Raw genomic sequence first — 24085 nt, 5'->3', positions numbered from 1 at the left:
ATAATAGTCACATCCATATGATTATCTAAGTTGGTTCAGTTTTTATTAATCCTCGATATCTTAAAAATATCATAAAATTAAAAATTGCTATAAGGGTATTTATCTTTTTAAGCGTTTTCATAAAAATCTCCTGCCGAAGTTTTTTATGAGAGAGGAAAATGAAAGCTGATGATTTTTAGACTTCTCACTGAACTATATTTTTTCATAATATACAATTTGAATTAGTCACTCAAAACTAAGTGAAGAAGTAAAAAGGGTTACCCTGGTAGTAACCCTTTTTTTTAAATAACTAACAAACTAAATTTATGAAGATTTTTACTTTAACACTATCCATTTTTATTTCACTAAAGGTGTTTTCTCAAGGAACAGAACAAGAGTTTAACACACTTAACGTCTATAAATCCTGTTTGCTAAAAGGAGATAAAACTTTAATTGATGAGTTTATTTCGAAAGATTTTAGATTTGCAGTCTATCAACATCCTGTGGCAACCAATTCATTTAAAGATTTTATAGAAAAGGCTAGAAAGCCAAATACGATGTATTGGGATGCCGTTTCAGAAATAAATGGACAGCGAACTTGTAAGGTTCACTATGTTTTTGGTGAAAAAGAAGAGATTTCAAATGTAGTATTTTCAAAAGAAGGTAAACTGCTGTATTCTGATTATTTAGACCAAAAAGGTTTTAATTTTAATCGTTACGGAATATCAAAAAAAATAGCAACATTCCCTTTTATTTACGATCGAGGCTCTATTATTTTAAAAGCTAAATTAAATGATTCCGATAAAGTGTTGAATATGTTGTTTGATACTGGAGCCGATGGGTTGGCGTTAAAAGCAGATTTACAAGAAGAAATAGGTGTTAAAATTACTGAGGCTCGTAAAGTGTTTGTGCCTGGTGGAGAAATGACAGTTAACTATTCTTCAGGAAACACATTGATTTTAGACGATTTTGTACTTAAAAATCAAAATATGGTGATGTTTCCTAAAATAAAACCGGGTTTAGATGGAATTATTGGAGGTTCTAATTTTTTCAGAAGTTATATCACAGAAGTTAATTTCGAGCGTCATGAAATTATTCTGTATTCCTTTGGTGAAAATGACTTTTTTAAAGATTATAACACAACAATATTTAGATATTCTGAAGGCGTACCAACCATTCCGCTAACCATTTCTGCCAGAGGCAATACATTCGAATCTGAATTTATTTTAGATGCCGGAGCAGGTTATCAAGCCATTATGTTTGGATCAGGAACAAAATTACAAAATGAAGATTTACTGGTTAAAAGCATGACACCTTTATTTAATACATATAACGTAAGCGTAGGGCATAAAACTCCGGTTCAAATAGGTTTAGTTGATAGTATAAGTTTTGCCGGCTTAACCTTTGAAAATTCGAGTTTAGCAGTAGAGTCGTATGAAGAAGCAAGACACAACGGGCATAATGTATTGGGGTCTATTGGTATTCAGTTTTTACGCCGATTCAACTGGGTTATCGATTTAAACACCTATAATCTGTACACAAAAATGAATGCAGAAATGTTGCCATTAGACTTTGTGGTTAACGATTATTTAATAGGCTTTGTAAATAATGTGTTGGTTGTAAAGCGCAATTTAACAACAGAGGAAGGAACTGATGCTAGTGATAAGGATCCACTTAAATTATGGGATCGTATTATTAGTATTGAAGGAAAATTGTCTAATGAGTTAACGGCGAGCGAAATTTCAAAATTACAACAAAAGGAAAACTTAACCTTTAAGGTAATTAGAAAAGGACAGCCGGTAGAGGTGACTTTATAATTAAAAATTCTGATTTACAGTATATAACGGCTTGGTGTTTTATCAAGCCGTTTTTTGTTTTCCGAATATGTCTACCTTTTTTAAATGAATAGTCTCCATAAATATCTCTTAAAATTATTTTATTTGCACGAAGTGTGAAAATGAAGAATTACAGGAGCCAATGTACGATGCGATAGTTATAGGAACAGGAATTTCCGGCGGATGGGCTGCCAAAGAATTATGCGAGCAAGGCATGAAAACTTTGGTTTTAGAACGTGGAAGAGATGTAAAACACGTTGAAGATTATCCGACCTGGAATACTGATCCGTGGGAATTTGAAAACAGAGGTCTTAATACCACCGAAGAACTTAAAAAGCAACATAAACAAGTCCGAACAGGCTTTGTGACTCATCCATCTATTAAACATTGGTTTGTTGATGATTTAGAAAATCCGTATGAAGAAGACAAACGTTTCGACTGGATTCGTGGCTATCATGTTGGCGGACGCTCTTTAACCTGGGGGCGTCAATGTTTACGGTTAAGCGATTTAGATTTTGAAGCGAACAAAAAGGAAAACATTGCCGTAGACTGGCCTATCAGGTATAAAGATATTGCGCCTTGGTACGATAAGGTGGAGCGGTTTATAGGTGTTTTTGGTGAATCTTTAGGACTGGAGCACTTACCAGATGGAGAGTTTTTACCGCCTATGGATTTAAATTGTGTAGAAACTGAATTTCGAAATAAAATACAAGAACAATACCCCGACAGGCATTTAACTATTGGGCGTTTTGCAAACCTAACAGGAGATAAAAACTTTGAAGGTCGCGGAAAATGCCAATACAGAAATCGTTGTATGCGTGGTTGTCCGTTTGGGGCGTATTTTAGTAGTAATGCGTCAACACTTCCGGCAGCCGAAAAAACTGGCAATATGACTTTACGTCCGTTTTCTATTGTTTCTAAGATTATTTATAACGAAAAAGAAGGCAAAGCTACTGGTGTTGAGGTTATTGATGTGAACACCAATGAAAAACTGGTTTTCGAAGCGAAAGTTATTTTTTGTTGTGCTTCAACTGTGGCATCAACCGCGATTTTGCTTAATTCAAAATCCGATCGTTTTCCAAATGGTTTAGGAAATGATAGTGACGAATTGGGACATAATTTAATGGATCATCATTTTAGAGTGGGAGCCACAGCTACGGTTGAAGGTTTTGACGATAAATTTTATAAAGGCCGTCGTCCGGCGAGTTTTCATATTCCGAGATTTAGAAATTTAAATTCCGAAAATAAAGAGAAAAGCTTTTTACGAGGTTACGGCTTTCAAGGTAGTGCGAGCCGACAAAACTGGCAAAGTGCCATTCCGGAGTTAAGCTTTGGCTCAAAACTAAAGGAAGACTTGTTTAAACCGGGACCTTGGAAAATTGGTATGTCTGGTTTTGGTGAATGTTTACCGTATCATGAAAATAAGATGACGTTGAATTACGAGAAGTTAGACCGATGGGGGCAACCTACCGTTAAGTTTGACTGTGAGTTTAAAGAAAACGAAAAGGAAATGCGTAAAGACATGCAGGCGCAGGCTGTAGCGATGTTTGAAAAGGCAGGATTTAAAAATGTGGAAGGTTACGATATTGAGTGTCATCCGGGACACGCCATTCATGAAATGGGAACGGCTAGAATGGGACACGACCCTAAAAGATCAGTCTTGAATAAATATAATCAAATTCATGCCGTACCTAATGTTTATGTTACCGATGGCGCCTGTATGACGTCTTCAGCGTATCAAAATCCGTCGTTAACCTATATGGCATTAACCGCCAGAGCAGCACAACACGCCGTTAATCAAATAAAAGGAAATCAGGATGCTTAGGAGGGAAGTATTAAAAACCATGCCTGTTATTTTGGGAGGCGTTGTGGCATCATCTACTTTGTTTAATGTTTTGGTGTCTTGTAAAGAAGATTCTAAGTCAGGACATAACACTTTATCATTTTTAAATAAGGAGCAAAGTATTATAATTCATCATTTGGTTGATATTATCTTGCCGGCTTCAGATACGGTTGGGGCATTAGATGTTAATGTACCGTTGTTTATAGATCGTGTATTGGAACAAGTATTGAATAAAACAGAGCAAGAACAATTTATTAAAGGACAAACATATTTTGAGAATAAGTTTAAAAGTGTTTTTCAAAAGGAAGTTTTTCAAGGCGATCAAGTTGAATTCTTAGAATTATTAACGGCTTATTTTGAGGTTTCGGAAGACCAGCAACAGGAAATTTTTAAAATTCTGGCTAAGTCTGAAGACGACGTTGAAAACAAAGAATTATACTATACGTACAAATATTTAACTTTTATAAGGCATTATACGCTATATGGTTATTATACTTCGGAAGTAGTAGGTAAAGAAATTTTAAATTATAATCCGTTTCCGGGTGTTTATGAGCCCTGTGTACCTTTGAGTGAGGTTGGGAATTCATCTTCCATTTAAAGCTTTAAATGTCTATTTTTGCGCCATGGACAATTTTACAAATGAATACTTCGGAATAGGAATTCAAAATGGGAAAACACCTGAAAATTTAGGGGTGTTATGGCGTTCGGCTCAAAACTTAGGAGCCAGTTTTATTTTTACAATAGGTAACCGCTATGCGAAACAGGCTTGCGATACCCATAACGCCGTTAAAGCCATGCCATATTTTCATTACGAAACCTTCGACGATTTTTTTAATAATTTGCCAAAAGGCGCAAGATTAGTAGGAGTTGAACTTACCGATGAAGCCGTGCCTTTAGAAACCTTTCATCATCCAAGGCGTTGCGTTTATTTGTTAGGTGCCGAAGATCACGGATTGTCTAAACAAGCCATTGAAAAATCACACTTTTTAGTGAAGTTTAAGTCAGAATTAAGCCTTAATGTTTCTGTTGCAGGAAGTATAGTAATGTACGATCGAGGCATAGATAAACCGAGATCTTAAAGAGATTACAATTTACTCGTTACTAAAATAATTTTGTTATTGTTTAAGTCGGTGGTAAAGAACAGATATGTGTTTCCTCCGTCTTTAATTTTATGCTTTTTTCGAAGTTGTTCAACCGTTTCTGGAAAGTTTCGCGTGGTAATATTAGCTTTGGTTACTCCGAGTTTTTTAAGTTCTTTTTTATTGTAATTAACTATGGATTCGATTTTAAAACATCTGCCGGGAAATTCTATATGCTCATTACTGGTGTATAAATGAGAATGCTTATGTAGTTTATCAACCTTTAATTGATTGCTTATTGAGTGAAATCCGCCGGCTTTTAAAACTGCACTGTTTGGTTCGTATAAATAAGTGAGGGGATCATTATAATTAGATTCCAGAATTTTTTCGGCACCAAATGAAAAATTAAAGACTTCATTTTTGTCATTTTTCAGATTCACGGTTTCAATAGAAATGTCTCCGGAAAAATCTTGTCCCAAAACCCAAAGAAGTTCTTTAACCTCGTTGTTTAAAGCTACTACATGAATGGTTTTAACGTGTTTTAATTCATCGATACCAATCGAAAAATCAAGCAATGGAGATGTTTTTATTAATATATTTTTTGAACGTTTAAACAGAAGATTTAAATGTTCTGGTACATTGGGCAGACAATCGTTTAAAAAGAAAACTTTGCCCTTGCTATCATGACGTCGTGAAGGATCGATGTAAATCCAATCGTAGGTTTTGTTGGTGTTTTTTAGAAATTCCATGCCGTCTATGGCATGAGTTTCAATATTACTTACCCCCAACTGTTTGTAGTTGTGCTTTACTATATCAGAAAGAGATGTGTTAATCTCGCAATGTTCAACACTTTTAAAAACTTTCGAGAAATAAAAACAATCTACTCCAAAACCACCTGTTAAATCGATGATAGATTCCCCTGAAAGTAAACTCGATTTATATACTGCTGTGACCTCTGAGGACGTTTGTTCAATGTTTAATTTGTTTGGATAATAAATCTGTTCCGCATTAAACCACGACGGTAATTTCTTTTCACAACGGGTTTTGGCTTCAATTTGTTCAATAAGTTCTTTAGTATCTATTGAAGGAAACGGGGAGCCTTTCAGAATTAGCGAGGTGATGTCTGAATTTAAATGTTGATTAATAAATTCCTGAACTTCGGTATTTAAAATGTCGGTATTCAAAAGGGATTATAAATCTTTAGTCAATTTTTTTACGATGCTGTTTTCCGATAAAAATTCTTTTAAAACCACTTTAATAGCGGTATACGCCGGAACTGCCAAAATTAAGCCAATAACCCCGAATAATATGCCTGTTATTAAAATTACCAGGAAAATTTCCAGTGGATGTGATTTGACACTTTTTGAAAATATAAAGGGCTGACTGAAAAAATTATCGACTAACTGACCAATTAAAAACACAATAAATACCCAAAATGTTTTTGGTAGAATAACATCACTGAAACCTTCACCTAAATGACTGGTCATGGTTAGAGTCAGCATTAAAACCACACTAATAAGTGGTCCAACATAAGGAATCAGGTTTAATAAAGCGCATAAAAACGCAATTACAATGGGGTTTTCAATCCCAATTATAAGTAAGCCTGTTGTATAAATTACAAATAGAATAGATATTTGAAGAATCAGTCCTACAAAGTATCTTGATAGTAAATCTTTAATTTTTGTTGAAGAGTTTTTCCATTGTGATTCTTTGTTGTCCGGAATAAAAATCAAAATTCCATGCTCGAATAATTTACTGTCTTTTAAAAAGAAAAAGGAAATAAATAAAACGGAGAATAAACCAACGCTAAAACTACCTAGACCACTTACGACCGAGTTTAAGAAAGAAGGAATCATTGATAAATCTAACTTAGATAAAAGTTTCGTTTCTTCAAGAGACTGGCGTACATCGATTTTTCGCAAATCGAAATAGTGAATAATTTCAGTATATAAATCATCAATATTGGTTTGCAATTGATTGATGTTTAACAACGATAATTTGTGTCCTTGCTCAATAATTAAAGGCACAAACATAGTTACTAAACCAATAACTGAACCTAGTAAAAAGACGATGGTTACCACAACGGCCAACGTACTTTTAAATTTTAATCGGTTGGTTAGAAATAAAACGATAGGTCGCCCGATTAAGGAAATTACAGAGGCGATAACCAAATAGCTAATAACCGATTGAATTTTATAAAGGAAGAAAAGCAATAGAGCCACACCTAAAAGAATAGCTATCGCTCTAAGAATACCGTTGGCGATGATTTTTGAGTTCATTTAGTAAATATAATTAAAAACTAAACACAAAAAATACACCCGAATTACTGCTTTCGTATTTTTTAGGTTATGCATTATTTATCCTTAGCTTTTAAAACGTAGCTTACCGGTGCGTCACCTCCATAGATATTAGTACCTGATGCAACGTATAAATATTTAGGTTTGTTGTTAATTAATAAAATCTGCGGACGTTCAAATTTTGCGTAAGATTTGTTTTTAGGACCATAGTGCACTTTAGCGTCTTTCATATTTATAGGTGTATAATCATTTATGCGATGGAATCCTTTTTCGCTAGAGTCAAAGTGTATACCATCATTAGATGTCCATAGAATACCTCCGCCTTCTTCTACGATACCATGATTGTCTGTTGTTAGTAGGGCAAATTTATCATTAAACATAAATGCGTAACCATCTTCAATATTTCTGTCGTTTACAGTCACTGGGAACGGCATTTGAACATATGGCCCTTCCAAGTGCTCGGCTATAGCTAAACCCATTCTTGCTTTTTCCGATTTGTAATACAGGAAAAAACCGCCTTTAGGGTGCTGTAATAGGGTAGGGTTGTTAACCCCATTACTGGCATTGTAGTTCCAGTAATCTTTGTTTTGTGAAGGTCGTAAAATAGCACCGTCAGTATTTACAGGTTCCCAGGGTCCGTTTAAGCTTTTTGATGTTGACAGACAGATATATTGGTTTGATGGATGTTCTTTTATTCCGTTGTTAACAATGTAGAATAAAGCATAGACATCACCTATTTTCTTTATGGTAGGATTGTGAGGAGCAAAAATGTTTTTATTTGATGGCGAATCTGTTGAATTTAGTTTGTTTTCAATTTGGCCTTTAATAGCAATGTCAACAAATTTAAAAGGACCTTCTGAAGAATCCCCAATATAATGTGCAATTTCACTATGTGTTCTCCATCCAGGTTCAACAGTATTTCCCGGCCATCTGGCAACAAATAAATGAGTTTTACCATTGTCATCAATTATAGGAGAAGTGCCCCAAATAGTATACCCTGGCTCTTCTACTGCAATGCCAACAAATTCCCATTGATCGGCAAATGACTTTAATCCCTGCTGAGCATAAGAAATATTGATTAAAAACAGAAGGAAAAGAGTTTTTAAGAAATTGGTTCGATTTAAATTTGAGGTTGATATTTTCATTTGATTTAAAATTTTTATAATTCAACAATAAAAGTTTCTCCTTTTTTTAAATGAAGATTTTTTACAGTATCCTTATAAATTAATTTGAACTGATGATTGAATTTTGAGGTAATTGTTACTTTGTCTAATTGGCTATTACTCCAAACAATATCGAAGGTTAATCCACCACGTCCTTTTAAACCTGACACCGAGCCGTCTTTCCATGCTTTTGGTAAAGCAGGTAAAATACGAATGACGTTTTCTTCTTGAGATTGTAAAAGCATTTCAGCAACTCCTGCGGTATAGCCAAAATTACCATCAATCTGAAAAGGCGGGTGTAAATCGAAAAGGTTTTTACCTATAGATTTTTTAAACAAGAATTGAATGTGCTCGTGAGCCATTTCGGCATCTTGAAGTCTGGCGCTACAATTAATTAACCAGGCCCGGCTCCAACCCGGACCAGCTCCTCCGTTTTCTAAACGGTAGTCTAAAGTTTTTCTAACGGCATTAAATAATTCTGGCGCATTCTCTTTTGTTACGATGTTTCCTGGATGAAACCCATAAAGGTGAGACATGTGCCTGTGGCCAGGTTCCGGTTCTTCATAGGGTCTGTCCCATTCTAAAATTCTGCCATCATCACCTAAAACAAACCCCGGACGCAACTGACTTTTCTGTTGCTTTATTTTTCTAACAAAGTCGTTGTCAATATTTAAAATTTCGCAGGTTTTTAGGTAGTTTTCGAAAACTTCATGAATGACTTGTTGGTCCATGGCGCTTCCTAGACAAGTTGCTACTTGATCACCTTTTTCATTTATGAATCTGTTTTCTGGCGAAGTAGAGGGGGCTGAAATTAAAATGCCGTCTCGAGGATCTTCAATAATCCAATCGCTATAAAATTTAGTGACTTCATGAAGCGCAGGATATACGCGTTTGTTCAGGAAATTTTTATCTTTTGTAAATCTGTAATGTTGCCAGTAATGCTGCATAAGCCATCCTCCAGCACCCATAGAACAACCCCAGTATGCTGTAGGGGCACGTAACCATGTTGGTCCCCATAAATCGGTGGCATGAGGAATAAAGGACCCACTGCAACCAAAGTTTTTACTAGCCGTCGTTTTTCCGTTTTCAACCAGCATGTCAACATAGTTGAAAAGCGGATTGTTAAGTTCTCCAAGTCCGGTAACATCGGCTAACCAGTAATTCATTTGGAGGTTAATGTTCGCATGGTAATCGGCATTCCATGGGGCTTTTAAATGCTGATTCCATAACCCTTGTAGATTTGCAGGGTTAGTGCCTTCTCTGGAAGAAGAAATTAATAAATAACGGCCGTAATTAAATAACAAGGTTTCCAAACCAGTATCGATATTACCATTTTTTACAGCTTCAATTCTTTGGTCTGTTGGAATGCTACTGAAATCTTCTTGGTTTATTTGAAGTTTTACTCGTGAATAAAATTCTTGATAATCTTTAATATGAACTTTTTTAATGTCGTCGAACGATTTAGAGCCAATGGCCTTTAAATCCTTTTGATTTTGTTTTTTATAATCATCAAAATAGTATGATGAGTTATTTACAATATATAAAGTGGCTTTCTTGACGTTTTTTAGTTCTATGTAGTCTTGTGTGGTTAAAACAGTTCCCTTTTCATTAATTACTTTTAAAGCTGTTTCAAATTTAACGCCGTGCGTAATGGGTTTAGGTTGCGAATTAAATTTACCTTCACGTTGTGTCACTTCACCTTGCATAAGAAGAAGTCCGTTTTCTGTTGTAAAAGACCTTGCAGTTTCGAAACCGGCATCCTGAGGTCTGCTAAGTTTTAGTTTAGCATTGATGCCTTCAGGAGCATTGGTAGCCAATTCAATAACAATGACTTTATGTGGATGAGAGACCAGGATGTTTTCAGTAATTAAATAGCCATTAGATTTGAAAGAAACCTGAGAGGTGGCATTTTCAATATTCAGTTCACGACGATAATCGGTGATGTTGTCGTGTTTATAATCGATAAATAAATCGCCTAATGTTTGGTGAGATCTTACGATGGTTTTATTTGAAAATTTAGCTACAAACAAACTGTCGGCAGCTTTGTTGTTGCCTTCAAATAATAAATGTCTGATGTGTTCAAGGTCCTTTTTGTTTCCTTCTGGTTCAATCCAGTCCGGATCATTACCAGGCCACATGGAATCGTCATTTAACTGGATGCGTTCGTTAGTGGGATTACCAAAAACCATAACGCCAATTTTGCCATTTCCTAACGGAAGTGCTTCGTTCCAATTACTTGCAGGTTGGTCGTACCACAGGATGTGTTCTTGTCCGAAACCTAATGAACAAAATAAAAGGGTTACGAAATAGATTGGTTTTAAGTTAAGTTTAATGGGGTAATTCATTATTATAAATATTGTATGGTTTGTGTTTGTTTACAAAGAAGCTAAAAAAAATAAAAAAGAGGGTAATATTCTCTTCTTAGAGGTGTACTTTTTTATAAAAGTTGTTTTGTCATTTCGTATAAAGCAATATTTGTAGCTTGTACCACATTCATACTGCTATTTTGACCAAACATATCGATATGAATAATGGCATCAGCGAAATTTAAAATAGCTTCGGAAACACCAAAGTTTTCATCGCCAACCACTAAGACAATGGGTTTTTCTGTTGGGAGTTGAAAGGAATGAATTGGTTGACTTGTACTTGTAATTTCAAGAGCTATGATGAAATGATTTTTTTTTAGACTTTCCATTTGGTCTAAAGCAGATTCGTGAATTTCGTAAGGCACCACTTTTTCGGTGGCACGTGAAGTTTTAGCTGTTTTTCTGCCAAGTGTAATACCTTCTCCACAAAGTATTAATTTTTCAATTCCAAAGGCGTCACACATTCTAAACAAGCTCCCAATATTTGGTGCATTGGTAACATTATCTCCAACCACGGTTATTGGGAATGTTCTTTTGTTAAAATTTGAAGTGTAATGGGTGAGTTGCATGTTAGTGTTCAAATGCGTATTTAACAATATTAGCACCCATTTTTAATGCTTTTTCTCTAACATTTTCAGGGTCGTTATGTACTTCCGGGTCTTCCCAACCATCTCCTAAATCACTTTCAAAAGTAAACAGAAGCATCAATCGGCCTTCATGAAATAATCCAAACGCTTGAGGGCGCTTACCATCGTGCTCGTGAATCTTTGGTAAACCATCAGGAAAAGGGAAAGCTATATTGAAAATCTCATGGTTAGCGGGTAATTCTACTAAATCCTTATCAGGAAATACTTTTTTTAGCTCTTTGGTAATATAGGGTTGCATACCGTAATTGTCGTCGATATGTAAAAAGCCACCTGAGATTAAATAATTTCGAAGATTTTCAGCATCATTATCACTAAAAAAAACATTGCCATGCCCGGTCATGTGAACTAATGGAAACTGAAATAAATCTGGACTATCCACTTCAACCGTTTGTGGTTTTGGATTAATCTGAGTGTTGATGTTTTTATTACAATAGGTAATCAAATTTGGTAACGATGTTGGGTTGGCATACCAGTCGCCGCCACCTTTATATTTTACGAAAGCGAGTTCCTGAGCAAATCCACCGAAGGATAGGAGTAAAGACAATAGGGGTAAAACTCGTTTCATCATCGTTTAAATTGTTTCGTTTACAAAAGCAACACTGTGGCAAGCAACAATAGCCGCTGTTTCGGTTCGTAAACGGGTTTCTCCCAAAGTTACAGGAATAAATTTATTAGCTATAGCCAATTCAATTTCTTTGGTACTAAAATCGCCTTCCGGACCAATTAGAATGGTCACGTTGGTATTGGATTTTAGTTCCTGTTTTAATGATTTTTTATCGGTTTCCTCGCAATGAGCGATGAATAAATCGCCTTCAAAGTTTTGAGATATAAATTCTTTAAATGAAATGGCCTCATTAAGTTTAGGCATGTAACAGTTTAAAGATTGTTTGGTAGCCGATTGTAAAATCTTTTCAAACCTATCGGCTTTAATAACTTTACGTTCGCTGTGGTCGCAAAATACGGGAGTTACGCTTTCAATACCAATTTCGGTAGCTTTTTCCAAAAACCACTCGTAGCGGTCGTTCATTTTTGTAGGCGCTACAGCCAAATGCAAATGACAATTGCGCTTTGGCTGTAACGTTTTTGATGTTATTTTGACCAAACAGTTTTTTATGTCAGCCACAGTAATTTCAGCAGTAAATAACCAGCCATTTCCGTTGGTAATGTGTAAAGTGTCTCCAATGCTTTTTCGAAGGACTTTTACAATGTGTTTGCTTTCTTCTTTATCGAAAGAAAATTGAGCTGTATTTTCGGTAATATCTGGATTATAAAATAACTGCATTAGTTTATGGCTTCAACAATTTTTAAAACTTTTATTTCGGCAATATGTTTTGGTTCGTGTGTTTGTAATACCAAATAATGGGCATTAGTTTCTGGTATGTGTACACTAAAAATATCTTCTAAACTGTGGTTTCCGTTAATGACTTCGGCTTCAAATTCTATAGGCATTTTGCCTTCAGTAAACCAACCTAAATCACCACCTTTGTTAGCGTATGCATCCATCGAATACTGTTTTGCTAAATATGAAAACGGAATACCGTTATTGTATTTTGTAACAATTTCTGAACGTAAATTTGTAATGTCGTCTTCAGTTCGTTGTGCACCATCTAAGTAAATATAACTTACCCTGTAATATGGTGTTTTGTTTTTTTCAAGAACCTTATAAAAGGTCTTTTCAAATTCATTTTCTTTAATTTTTACAGCGCCTCGAGACATACTAAAAAGCTCTTTAGCCAAAATGGTTTTGTGCTTTTCTTCATTAAAGGTTACAACTTTGTTGCCCTTGTGTTTTTTAGCCTGTAAAAATGAGTCTATCTGTTTCGTGCTTTCAATGGTAATTAAATCTTCTTCTGTAGAAGTTTGAGCCAAAGCAGAAACGGTAAAACAAAACAAACTGTAGGTAAGTAGTTTTTTAATCATAGAGGTAGTTTTGGGGATTTAATTAAACTTAAATTTTTAAACGTGCTGAAGCTGCGACACTTTGATCAGCAAATTCATTTTCTAAATATTTTAAATGGCCAACAATGGCAATCATGGCTGCATTATCGGTTGTGAATTCAAATTTAGGAACGTAGGTGGTCCAGCCAAATTTTTTCTCTCCATCTTTTAAAGCCTGACGAATTCCGGAGTTGGCCGATACACCGCCACCAATGGCAATATGTTTAATACCGGTTTCTTTCGATGCCAGTTTTAGTTTATCGATTAAAATACCAATAATGGTGTGTTGAATTGAAGCACAAATGTCGTTGAGGTTTTCTTCAACAAAATTCGGGTTGTTCTTGGTTTCATTTTGAATGAAATACAAAATTGCAGTTTTCAATCCAGAAAAGCTGAAGTTTAATCCATCAACTTTAGGTTTGGTAAATTTAAAGGCTTTCGGATTTCCTAATTTAGCTCGTTTGTCTATTTCTGGTCCAGCAGGGTAGCCTAAGCCCAGAATTTTTCCGCTTTTATCAAAGGCTTCACCAACCGCATCATCAATTGTTTCACCAATAACAGTCATGTCAAAATAACTATCACAACGGACAATTTGGGTATGTCCTCCAGAAATAGTCATGGCTAAAAACGGAAATGGAGGTTTTTCAAAGCCTTCTTCGTCAATATAATGGGCTAGAATGTGACCTTGCATGTGGTTTACATCGATTAGAGGAATGTCCAGTCCGTAAGCTAAAGATTTCGCAAAAGAAGTTCCCACCAATAACGATCCCATTAAACCAGGTCCTTTTGTAAAGGCAATAGCGTTTAGTTGTTCTTTGGTAATTCCTGCTTTTTTTAAAGCCTGATGCACTACTGGAACTATGTTTTGCTGGTGTGCTCTCGATGCCAGTTCGGGCACCACACCACCGTATTCTTCGTGTATTTTCTGGTTCGCAATGATGTTACTTAAAATGCGTCCGTTATGCATTACAGCTGCTGCTGTATCATCACAGGAAGACTCAATTCCAAGAATGTAAATATTTTGTGTCGCCATTAATAAGATTTAGGCATAATAATTGTTAATTTTGAAAACCAATAAGTCATCTATTTTATAGGACTCATCGTAATTACAAAACTACTTAATTATTTTATTAATAGAAATGTAAAAATGGTGAATGTGTTTTATCTAAGGTCTGAATTGAGGATAAACGCTTAAATGATAAATAGAACCTTGGTTTTTTAAATTTTAACTCAGCAGCATATTAAAAAAGTCCTCAAAATAATACTAAAACTTTTAGCACTATTTGTGCTTATGTTCATCATTCTGGTTTTGGTGTTAACAATTCCTTTTGTGCAAACTCAGCTGGGAAATTATGCCACTAAAAAGCTTAACGACGAGTTTAAAACCAACATAAATATAGACCGGGTAAGTATGCAACTTAATGGAGATATTGAGTTGAAAGATATTTATATTCAGGATTACAAGCAGGACACCTTAATTAGTGTGTCAGAATTAAATACATCCATTATAAGTTTTAAAAATCTATCGGAAGGAAAACTGGTTTTCGGAGATATTGATTTAGAAGGCTTGGTATTCAATATTGTGACGTATAAGGATGCGATCGAAACGAATTTAGATGTTTTCGTGAACAAGTTTGAAGATGATAACCCTAGATCTGAAAAAAGTAGTTTTTTAATGTCGTCTAGCGATGTGTCCATTTATGATGGTGTTTTCAGACTATTGGATGAAAATAAGGAAAGCACAAAACTTCTCGAATTTTATAATCTAAATATCAATGCAACTAACTTCTTAATAAACGGAAGTGATGTGAGTATGCGTGTTAATACGCTAAATTTTATTGATAGTCGGGGGGTTAAAGTGAAAAATTTAACCACGAATTTCGCTTATACTTTAACCGATATGACCTTTGCGAATCTGGATATAAAAACGCCAAATTCTCGCTTAAAAGGTGACTTGAAGTTTGAATATCTTAGAGAAGACCTTCAGTATTTTACCGATAAGGTTTTGGTAACTGCAAGTTTTGAAGATTCATCTGTATTACTGGACGAACTTAATACGTTTTACGATGAGTTTGGTAAAGGACAGGAAGCTCATTTTAGCGTGGACTTATCCGGTACATTAAACGATTTACAAACGAAAAACTTACGATTAAATACGAGTAGAAATACCAGAATCTACGGAAATATTAATTTCAAAAACCTGTTTAGCAAAGAGGAAGACGATTTCTCAATGAATGCTTACCTTTCTAATTTAAGCTCAACGTACAGTGATTTAAAAGCATTGCTGCCAAATGTTTTAGGAGCTTCATTGCCGTCTTCATTGGGCCGTTTGGGGCAATTTACAATTACAGGGAATACGCAGGTAACAGCGTCAACAGTGGTAGCTGATGTTAAGATAGAAACCGATCTTGGTTTGGTAGATTCCGATCTGGAAATTACTACTATTAATGATATTGATAACGCCTCTTACAAAGGAAATATCATTTTTGATAAGTTCGATTTCGGAACCTTCTTAGAGTCTGAAGAGATAGGTGAGGCTTCATTAAATTTCGATGTAAAAGGTAAAGGTTTCGTTACCGAAACTATAAACACACAGGTAAAAGGTGATGTTTTTGAAGTGATGTACAATGGGTACAATTATCACGGAATAAAGGTTGCCGGAAATGTAAGAAATAAGATTTTCGATGGTAATTTAATTTCAAACGATAGAAATTTAAAACTAAACTTTTTAGGGTTGGTTGATTTCTCAGATGCTGTTAGTAAGTACGACTTTGTGGCTAATGTGGGTTATGCCAATTTAAATGTGTTGAATTTTGTAAAAAAGGATAGCATTTCCATTTTTAGAAGTGATGTGAAAATGAATATGAATGCCAGTGGTTACGATGATGCCTATGGTCGAGTTATATTCGAAAATACGTCTTATAGAAATCAAAATGACACCTATACTTTCGATAAGTTTGAAGTCTTTTCCCGTTTCGAAAACAATATGCGTTACATTGGGATTAATTCCCCAGATATTGTTGAAGGCGAATTAAAAGGACGATTTAGATTCAGAGATTTAAAGAAATTGTTTCAAAACTCGTTAGGGTATATTTACACAAATTACGAACCGTATAAGGTGTCAACCGACCAGATTATCGATTTCAATTTTAAAATTTACAATAAAATCGTTGAGGTATTTTATCCTGAAGTCGAATTAGGAAAGAATACGTTTATTCGTGGTCGTGTAGAGAGTGATGAAAGTCAGTTTAGACTAACATTCAAGTCTCCTGAAATTAAATTGCTCGACCATTTTGTGAATAATATTGAATTACAGGTAGATAATAGTAATCCGCTGTTTAATACCTATGTAGAGGCCGATAGTTTAAATACCAAGTATTACGATGTTTCTAAATTTAGCCTGATTAATGTAACTGTAAATGATACCTTATTTATGCGTACTGAGTTTCAGGGAGGAAAACGTAATAAGGATATTTTTAATCTGAGTTTTTATCACACTATAAACGAAGAGAATAAATCGGTAATTGGCTTTAAAAAATCAGATTTTACGATAAAAGATTACACCTGGTATATTAACGAGGAGAATGACCTTAATAATAAGGTGTCTTTTGATAGAGATGTTTCTACGTTTGATATCGACAAATTCGTGGTTACTCACGGGAATGAAGAAGTCAGGCTTTCCGGTATGATTAAGGATTCTACTCAAAAGGATATTAAACTCGATTTTAAAAATGTAAGTCTGACTAAGATAGTTCCTGATATTGATAGTTTGTCACTCGAAGGTCGTGTAAATGGGAAGCTTGATATTTTACAGCAAAATGGAAGTTATTTGCCTAATTCAACAATTGTTATTGAGGACTTTAAAGTTAATCGCTTTGATTTAGGTTCGTTTGATGCTTCTATCACAGGAAATGAAAATCTTACTAATTATAATGTGGATATTTCGATAAAAGATGACGAGAAAAAGTCTTTTAGAGCTGTGGGTGATATTAATGCTTTAGGAGAGCAGTCGAGTATTGATGTAAATTTAGAATTTAACGAATTCAATTTACAACCATTAAATCCGTTATTGCAGGATGTGTTGTCGAATATTCGTGGTTTGGCAACAGGAGTGGTGCATGTTGTTGGTAATTTAAATAAGCCAGATATTAACGGGGATGTAAAACTAAATAACGCAGGCTTGGGCATTCCGTATTTAAATGTCGATTATGACTTTGCACAAAATGCATCGGTGTCTTTAACCGATCAGACGTTTAAGTTTAATAAAATACCAATATCCGATAGCAAATACAATTCTAAAGGTCAGTTAAACGGATCGATTAGCCACGTGAATTTTTCAAACTGGAATTTAGATTTAGATATACGAACACCTAATTTATTGGTTTTAGACACCAAAGAAACCGAAGATGCCTTGTATTATGGAACGGCATTTATGAGTGGTTATGCTTCTTTAAAAGGACCTACGGAGCAATTGGTGATTAGTGTTTTAGGAGAAACAAAGCCTGGAACCGTATTTAAAATTCCGCTTAGCGACACCGAATCATTCGGAGATAATACTTATATCCATTTTATTACAAAAGAAGAAAAAGAAGCCAGACGTAGTGGTAAAGAAATTGTTTTTAATGAAATAGAAGGCTTAGAGTTAGACTTCGATTTAGATGTTACGCAAGATGCTGAATTGGAAATTATTATTGATAAAAACTCAGGGCATTCGCTTAGAGGTCGTGGTAGTGGCGGATTACTTGTAGAAATCAATACCAATGGTAAATTTAATATGTGGGGAGATTTCTCCGTGTTTGAAGGGGTTTATAATTTTGCTTACGGCGGATTGATTCAAAAGGAATTCAATGTGATGCCGGGAGGAACTATTGCATGGGAAGGCGACCCGTTAAAGGCTCAAATTAATATGCAGGCAGTTCTTAAAGAACAAACCAATCCGTCACCGTTACTTGAAAACCCGATTAATAGAAGTATTCCTGTAGAGTTATACATCGATTTAACGGGAGACCTTGAGCAGCCTCAACCAGAATTTAGCTTTAAATTTCCTAACGTTAATTCAACCATTAAGTCAGAACTTCAATATAGTTTAGAGTCTTCAGATGATAGACAAAATCAGGCCTTATTTTTAATTTCTACAGGATCGTTTTCAAGAGGTTTGAGCGGACTTAATTTTTCAGGAACCATTGCCGATAGACTTAACGGTATTATTAACGGCATATTTACTTCTGGAGATAGTAAAGTAAATGTTGGACTAAATTATGAAGCTGGAGCCAATAGGCCAGATTATCAGACAGGAGACCGTTTTGGGGTAACACTTCAAACGAAAATTACCGATCGTGTATTAATTAACGGTAAAGTAGGGGTGCCTGTAGGTGGTGCCGGTGCTACCGAAACTGTCATTGCCGGAGACGTTGAAATCGACTTTTTATTAAATGAAGATGGTACTTTAACAGCGACCGTATTTAATAGAGAAAATAGTATTCGTAATTTTGGTGAAGCTATAGGCTACACACAAGGGGTGGGAGTTTCATATAGTGTGGATTTTGATACCTTTAAAGAATTGATTCAGAGTTTGTTTAAAAAATCTGAAAAACCAGACCCCGTGCTTATCGAAAAATCGGAAGAAAATGAAGAGAGTGCAATTCCCGAGTTTATTCGCTTAAAAAGTTCTAAATAGAAATAAATCACCTGTTTACATTTCGGAAATCATAATTTTTCAGCTATAATTTGTTTTTTTTATTAACTAAAACGTTATAGTTTTAAAAGCGTCATTAAAATGCAATAAATGCCATAGATATATGGTTTTTCTTTACTAATTTTACTTCATATACTAATCAATTTATGTCGAATAAAATAAAGAAAATTGCAGTTTTAACATCGGGAGGTGATTCTCCGGGAATGAATGCAGCCATTCGTTCTGTCGTTAGAACCTGCTCTTACCATAATATAGAATGTCTTGGCGTTTATCGTGGCTATGAAGGCTTAATCGATGGTGATTTCGAAGAACTTAACGCACGTAGTGTTAAAGGCATTATTAACAAAGGAGGAACATTTTTAAAGTCTGCTCGTTCCAATCGTTTCAGAACAGAAGAAGGAAGAAAACAAGCTTACGATAAATTAGTAGAAGTTGGAGCCGAAGGCTTAGTGGTTATTGGTGGAGATGGATCGTTTACAGGAGCTATGATTTTTAATCAGGAGTTTGGCTTTCCTGTAATGGGAATTCCAGGAACTATTGATAACGATATTTTCGGAACAACCCATACTTTAGGTTTTGATACAGCATTAAATACAGTTGTTGATGCGATTGATAAAATACGTGACACCGCGAGTTCTCATAACCGATTATTTTTTATCGAAGTTATGGGGCGTGATGTTGGGCATATTGCATTAAACGCTGGTATTGCTGGTGGAGCCGAAGAGATTTTAATTCCTGAGGAAGACTTAGGGTTAGATCGTTTGGTAGACTCTTTAAACCGTAGTAAAAGTACAGGTAAGACCTCAAGTATTGTAATCGTAGCCGAAGGTGATAAAATAGGAAAGAATATTTTCGAGCTTAAGGATTACGTAGATCAAAATATGGAAGGTTACGATGTAAGAGTATCTGTTTTAGGTCATATGCAACGTGGTGGAGCGCCATCGTGTTTCGATCGTGTTCTTGCCAGTAGAATGGGAGTAAAAGCTGTAGAATCCTTATTAAAAGGAGAAACCAACTATATGGTGGGCTTACTAAACGGAAAAATGGAATTAACTCCAATTGAAAAAGCTATTAAAGGTAAAACAAAAATAAATTTAGAATTATTGCGTGTCTCAGACATTATGAGCACTTAACATTTATAACAAAGATTATGTCAAAATTAAAATTAGGAATCAACGGATTTGGAAGAATAGGTAGAATTGCGTTTAGAGTAGCGGCTTCAAGACCAGATATACAAATAGTAGGTATCAACGATTTATTAGATGTAGAGCATTTAGCTTACTTATTAAAGTACGATTCTGTTCACGGTAGATTCGATGGAACTATTGATATCGTAAACGGAAACTTAGTAGTTAACGGAAACGAAATTAGAATTACTGCTGAACGTAACCCGGAAGATTTAAAATGGGATGCTGTAGGAGCTGAGGTTGTTTTAGATTGTACTGGTATCTTTACAACTTTAGAAGGTGCTCAAAAACACATCACAGCCGGAGCTAAGAAAGTTGCAATTTCTGCACCATCTGCCGATGCACCAATGTTCGTAATGGGTGTTAACAACGATAAAATTACTGCAGAGCACACCATCGTTTCTAACGCATCTTGTACTACAAACTGTTTAGCGCCTATCGCTAAAGTAATTAACGATAACTTTGGTATTGTTGAAGGTTTAATGACTACAGTTCACGCAACTACAGCAACGCAAATGACAGTTGACGGTCCTTCAAGAAAAGACTGGAGAGGTGGACGTAGTGCATTGGCTAACATTATTCCTTCTTCAACAGGAGCTGCTAAAGCTGTAGGTAAAGTAATTCCTGAATTAAATGGAAAATTAACTGGTATGGCTTTCCGTGTTCCAACTCCAGATGTTTCTGTAGTAGATTTAACAGTAAGAACAGAAAAGGCAGCATCTTGGGATGAAGTTAAAGCCGCTTTAAAAGCAGCTGCAGACGGACCATTAAAAGGTGTGTTAGGATATACTGAAGAAGCTGTGGTTTCTCAGGATTTCGTATCTGAGCCAATGACAAGTATCTTCGATGCAGATGCAAGTATTGCTTTAAATGATAATTTCTTTAAATTAGTATCTTGGTACGATAATGAATTTGGTTATTCAACTAAATTAATCGATCTTGCTCAATACATTAGCAAAATCTAATTTAACAAGTATATTATAATAGTATTAACAACTCCACAGGTTATTGTATTTAAAGCACAACGGTCTGTGGGGTTTTTTATTTAAAAACTCATGATTTTAATTGTTGATAGTGGCTCTACGAAGTCAGACTGGATAGCAGTAGATAGAAAAGGTAATAAAATGCTGGAAAAAATGCGCACAAAGGGGCTTAATCCAGAAATTATATCCGATAAAAAAATAAAAAAGATAATTAAAGGTCATGAGGATTTAAAGGCCAATAGAAAAATTGTGTCGCACGTATTTTTCTATGGAGCAGGTTGTGGTACCGAAAAACCACAGAATGTAGTTAAAGGCGTTTTGCAAGAGGTTTTTGTTAACGCAGAGGTTCATGTTCATGAAGACACCATGGCAGCTGTATTTTCAACAATTAATACACAAACCGAAGCTGCAGTGGTTTGTATTTTAGGAACCGGATCTAACTGTAGTTATTACGATGGTAAAGTATTGCATCAACGTGTCAATTCTTTAGGGTATATTATTATGGATGATGCTTCTGGAAATTACTACGGTCGTCAGTTAATTAGAGATTACTACTTTAATAACATGCCTGAAAATATTCGTGTCGCTTTCGAAAGTAAGTACAATATGGATACCGATTATATTAAATACAACCTTTATAAAAAACCAAATCCTAATGCGTATTTAGCACACTTTGCTGAATTTATGTTCTTAAACAAGGATTCTGAATATTGTGTAGAACTTATTAAAAAAGGTATTCGTCTGTTTGCTGAAAGTATGATTTTTCAATATGCTGAAGAATTAAAAACCGTTCCGGTACATTTTGCAGGTTCTATTGCTTACTTTGCTAAAGACGAAATTAAGCAGGTTGCGGAAGAAATGGGCTTTACCGTTGGTAACTTTGAACGCAGACCAATTGAAGGTCTGGTAGATTTCCATGTTAAAAATTTAAAGTAATAAGACTAAATTATTTCCCTTTTGAATAGGCATATAGCGGTTTATATTTCTAATAAAGACCATAAGCAAGATTTTATTGAGCGTATTCAGGACGGAAATATTTTAAGTGATTTTTCAAAACCTAAGGCAGTACTTTTTTCTGAAATTACTATCAATAAATTAATTCAGGAAGAACGTATTCATGGTTTTTGTGATGTCGTTACGCCAACAGGAAATCTATTGAGTAATTCATCCCAAGGTGAACGAAAAAAAGCACTTTTAAACCATATAATATCTCAAAATCCCGAAGCCATTATTGTCGATAATGTTTTTGGGAATTTAGATATTCAGGCACAGGCTGAAATAGAGCAAACTCTAAACAAGTTAAGTTCAAAGATTGGTATTTTACAAATTACTAAACGTAAAGAAGATATTCTATCCTTTATTGGTAAGGTTTATCATTTAGAAGGGAAAGAACTTGTAGAGTTAAAACTTGAAGAATCAGATGACGCTATTGCCGAATCTTTTTTAGAAGACTTACCGAAGGCTTACCGACCAGTTTCAGAGAAAATCAATCCTATAGTAAAATTTACAGATGTATCGGTTCACTACAGAGAGCGCCCAATTTTGAATAACATCAACTGGGAAATTAAAAAAGGTGAGTTCTGGCAACTAATGGGGCCAAATGGTTCTGGGAAAAGTACCATTTTAAGTATGATTTTTGGTGATAATCCCAAGGCTTTTGGTCAGAATATCGTCTTATTTGGAGTGAAGAAGGGAAGCGGTGAGAGTGTTTGGGAGATTAAACAGAAAATAGGATACTTTTCTTCCGATATGTTACGCGGATTTACACGCTTGGATTCTATTGGTAATATGATTGTTTCCGGTTTTTTTGACACTATCGGACTCTATAAAACACCAACCAACGAGCAGATTAAAATTGCACAACACTGGTTACGTGTTTTAGATATGTTCGATATTAGAAAACAGGATTTTTTATCGTTATCAAAAGGATATCAAAGTCTGGTTTTAATAGCTCGTGCCATGGTAAAGCATCCACCATTACTTATTTTAGACGAACCAACTAATGGTTTGGATGATGCCGACGTAAAGTTGTTTACGCAATTAATAAATAAGATTGCATCAGAAACTGAAACAGCCATTTTGTATGTGTCACATAGAAAGGAAGCGGGATTAAATCCTGATTTTATATATCAGTTAACACCTCATGAAACTGGTTCTACAGGGCAAGTGGTTAAGATTTAATATCTTCAAAAGGTCTGATATCAACAGACACATTCATTTTATTTTTTCCTGTACTGTAAATAACACCTTTTAATGGAGGTACGTCGTAGTAATCGCGTCCCCAAGCTACAATGATGTGTTGGTTTTTGGGTATTTGATTATTTGTAGGGTCGAAGTCTACCCAACCAAAACCAGGAATATAAACCGAAAACCAGGCATGCGAGGCATCGGCACCTATTAGTTTTTCTTTTCCAGGAGGCGGTAGTGTTTCAATATAGCCACTAATATACCTTGCTGGTAACCCAACGGAACGCACACAGGCAATGGCAATTTGAGCAAAATCCTGACAAACCCCTTTTTTAGCTTTTATCACTTCGTGTATGGGGGTAGCCACGTTAGAAAATGTAGGGTCGAAATCAAATTCGGTATAAATACGCTGCATCAATTCGAAAGCTGCTTCAAATACCGGCCGATTGGGCTTAAAAGATACTTCGGCGTAAGCTTTAATTTCAGGAGTTATTTTAGCGATTAAAATAGATTCCAGAATATATTGGCGAGCATCTATAATATGTTCTTCATTACTTTTAAGAGCACCTAAAGCTTCCTTAAGCGTGATGCTTTTTCCTTTTTCTGAAGTGTTTATATCAGGTTGTTCTTCGTAGTTTCTTGAAACCCTACTTATTGCAGTAACTTTTAGTTTTTTATGCTCTTTTTGAAGCGAAAACCGAGTGATGTAGTTTCCGAAGAAATCAACACGCTCTGTTAATTCTGAAGGGGTTGGGGTAATCTCCAGTTGGTAATCTAGTAGCACTTGTCCGGCTAAGGTTTTAGGTTTTAATGTGGCTATGTTATGGCAAAAGGTAACATCGTTTTCGTAATCGTAACTGGTAGTATGTGAAACTTGAAATACCAT

At 35.2% G+C, this 24085-nt stretch carries 19 protein-coding genes; 9 read left to right on the top strand and 10 right to left on the bottom strand.

What is annotated here, in order from left to right:
* Nucleotides 1-305: 305 nt before the first annotated feature.
* From NO995_RS11015 to NO995_RS11000, 4 genes are all read left to right on the top strand, one after another.
* On the top strand, nucleotides 306-1796 hold the full coding sequence (locus tag NO995_RS11015; protein ID WP_258227552.1) for a retropepsin-like aspartic protease: 1491 nt from the start codon (nucleotides 306-308) through the stop codon (nucleotides 1794-1796).
* A gap of 160 nt (nucleotides 1797-1956) precedes the next feature.
* On the top strand, nucleotides 1957-3639 hold the full coding sequence (locus NO995_RS11010; protein WP_258227551.1) for a GMC oxidoreductase: 1683 nt from the start codon (nucleotides 1957-1959) through the stop codon (nucleotides 3637-3639).
* 19 nt (nucleotides 3640-3658) lie between these two features.
* Nucleotides 3659-4255, top strand: a complete 597-nt coding sequence (locus NO995_RS11005; RefSeq protein WP_258227550.1) for a gluconate 2-dehydrogenase subunit 3 family protein — start codon at nucleotides 3659-3661, stop codon at nucleotides 4253-4255.
* Between the two features lie 25 nt (nucleotides 4256-4280).
* Entirely contained in the window at nucleotides 4281-4736 is a 456-nt protein-coding gene (locus tag NO995_RS11000; RefSeq protein ID WP_258227549.1) for an RNA methyltransferase, read from the top strand.
* 5 nt (nucleotides 4737-4741) lie between these two features.
* Here the strand turns inward: NO995_RS11000 and NO995_RS10995 are convergent, their stop codons facing one another.
* The 9 genes from NO995_RS10995 to tsaD form a co-directional block, all read right to left on the bottom strand.
* On the bottom strand, nucleotides 4742-5920 hold the full coding sequence (locus NO995_RS10995; RefSeq protein ID WP_258227548.1) for a class I SAM-dependent methyltransferase: 1179 nt from the start codon (nucleotides 5918-5920) through the stop codon (nucleotides 4742-4744).
* 6 nt (nucleotides 5921-5926) lie between these two features.
* Complete coding sequence (locus NO995_RS10990) at nucleotides 5927-7015, bottom strand: AI-2E family transporter (protein ID WP_258227547.1); 1089 nt, start codon at nucleotides 7013-7015, stop codon at nucleotides 5927-5929.
* Between the two features lie 74 nt (nucleotides 7016-7089).
* On the bottom strand, nucleotides 7090-8178 hold the full coding sequence (locus NO995_RS10985; RefSeq protein ID WP_258227546.1) for a glycoside hydrolase family protein: 1089 nt from the start codon (nucleotides 8176-8178) through the stop codon (nucleotides 7090-7092).
* A 14-nt stretch (nucleotides 8179-8192) separates the two neighbouring features.
* Nucleotides 8193-10541, bottom strand: a complete 2349-nt coding sequence (locus NO995_RS10980) for a glycoside hydrolase family 95 protein (protein WP_258227545.1) — start codon at nucleotides 10539-10541, stop codon at nucleotides 8193-8195.
* 92 nt (nucleotides 10542-10633) lie between these two features.
* Nucleotides 10634-11131 (bottom strand): TrmH family RNA methyltransferase, encoded by a 498-nt coding sequence (locus NO995_RS10975; protein WP_258227544.1) that lies wholly within the window; start codon nucleotides 11129-11131, stop codon nucleotides 10634-10636.
* A gap of 1 nt (nucleotide 11132) precedes the next feature.
* The gene (locus tag NO995_RS10970) at nucleotides 11133-11774 is read right to left on the bottom strand and encodes a DUF4159 domain-containing protein (protein ID WP_258227606.1); all 642 of its coding nucleotides are present in this window, start codon (nucleotides 11772-11774) and stop codon (nucleotides 11133-11135) included.
* Nucleotides 11775-11780: 6 nt separating this feature from the next.
* Complete coding sequence (locus tag NO995_RS10965; RefSeq protein ID WP_258227543.1) at nucleotides 11781-12491, bottom strand: 16S rRNA (uracil(1498)-N(3))-methyltransferase; 711 nt, start codon at nucleotides 12489-12491, stop codon at nucleotides 11781-11783.
* Entirely contained in the window at nucleotides 12491-13129 is a 639-nt protein-coding gene (locus NO995_RS10960; RefSeq protein ID WP_258227542.1) for a peptidyl-prolyl cis-trans isomerase, read from the bottom strand. Before NO995_RS10960 ends, NO995_RS10965 begins: the two co-directional genes overlap by 1 nt.
* Nucleotides 13130-13157: 28 nt before the next feature.
* Nucleotides 13158-14180 (bottom strand): tRNA (adenosine(37)-N6)-threonylcarbamoyltransferase complex transferase subunit TsaD, encoded by a 1023-nt coding sequence (gene tsaD / locus NO995_RS10955; protein ID WP_240572892.1) that lies wholly within the window; start codon nucleotides 14178-14180, stop codon nucleotides 13158-13160.
* A 258-nt stretch (nucleotides 14181-14438) separates the two neighbouring features.
* On the opposite strand from tsaD, the gene NO995_RS10950 reads away from it, so the two are divergent.
* The 5 genes from NO995_RS10950 (at nucleotide 14439) to NO995_RS10930 (ending at nucleotide 23193) form a co-directional block, all read left to right on the top strand.
* Nucleotides 14439-18824: a translocation/assembly module TamB gene (locus NO995_RS10950; protein WP_258227541.1), complete on the top strand. Its 4386-nt coding sequence runs from the start codon at nucleotides 14439-14441 to the stop codon at nucleotides 18822-18824.
* A 164-nt stretch (nucleotides 18825-18988) separates the two neighbouring features.
* Nucleotides 18989-19975 carry a 6-phosphofructokinase gene (pfkA, locus tag NO995_RS10945; RefSeq protein ID WP_240572894.1) on the top strand — a complete coding sequence of 329 codons (987 nt, stop codon included), beginning with the start codon at nucleotides 18989-18991 and terminating at the stop codon, nucleotides 19973-19975.
* Nucleotides 19976-19992: 17 nt separating this feature from the next.
* Nucleotides 19993-20994 (top strand): type I glyceraldehyde-3-phosphate dehydrogenase, encoded by a 1002-nt coding sequence (gene gap / locus NO995_RS10940; protein ID WP_240572895.1) that lies wholly within the window; start codon nucleotides 19993-19995, stop codon nucleotides 20992-20994.
* Between the two features lie 90 nt (nucleotides 20995-21084).
* Nucleotides 21085-21948, top strand: coding sequence for an N-acetylglucosamine kinase (locus tag NO995_RS10935; RefSeq protein ID WP_240572896.1), 864 nt, complete (start codon nucleotides 21085-21087; stop codon nucleotides 21946-21948).
* Nucleotides 21949-21969: 21 nt separating this feature from the next.
* Entirely contained in the window at nucleotides 21970-23193 is a 1224-nt protein-coding gene (locus NO995_RS10930; protein WP_258227540.1) for an ATP-binding cassette domain-containing protein, read from the top strand.
* Here NO995_RS10930 and NO995_RS10925 read toward each other — a convergent pair.
* Entirely contained in the window at nucleotides 23183-24085 is a 903-nt protein-coding gene (locus NO995_RS10925; protein WP_258227539.1) for a transglutaminase family protein, read from the bottom strand. The genes NO995_RS10930 and NO995_RS10925 overlap by 11 nt on opposite strands.

The organism is Aestuariibaculum sp. M13, assembly GCF_024723255.1.
Classification (GTDB): Bacteria; Bacteroidota; Bacteroidia; order Flavobacteriales; family Flavobacteriaceae; genus Aestuariibaculum; species Aestuariibaculum lutulentum.
Note: the sequence above shows the minus strand (reverse complement) of the source record. Positions and strands in the feature narration are given on the sequence as shown.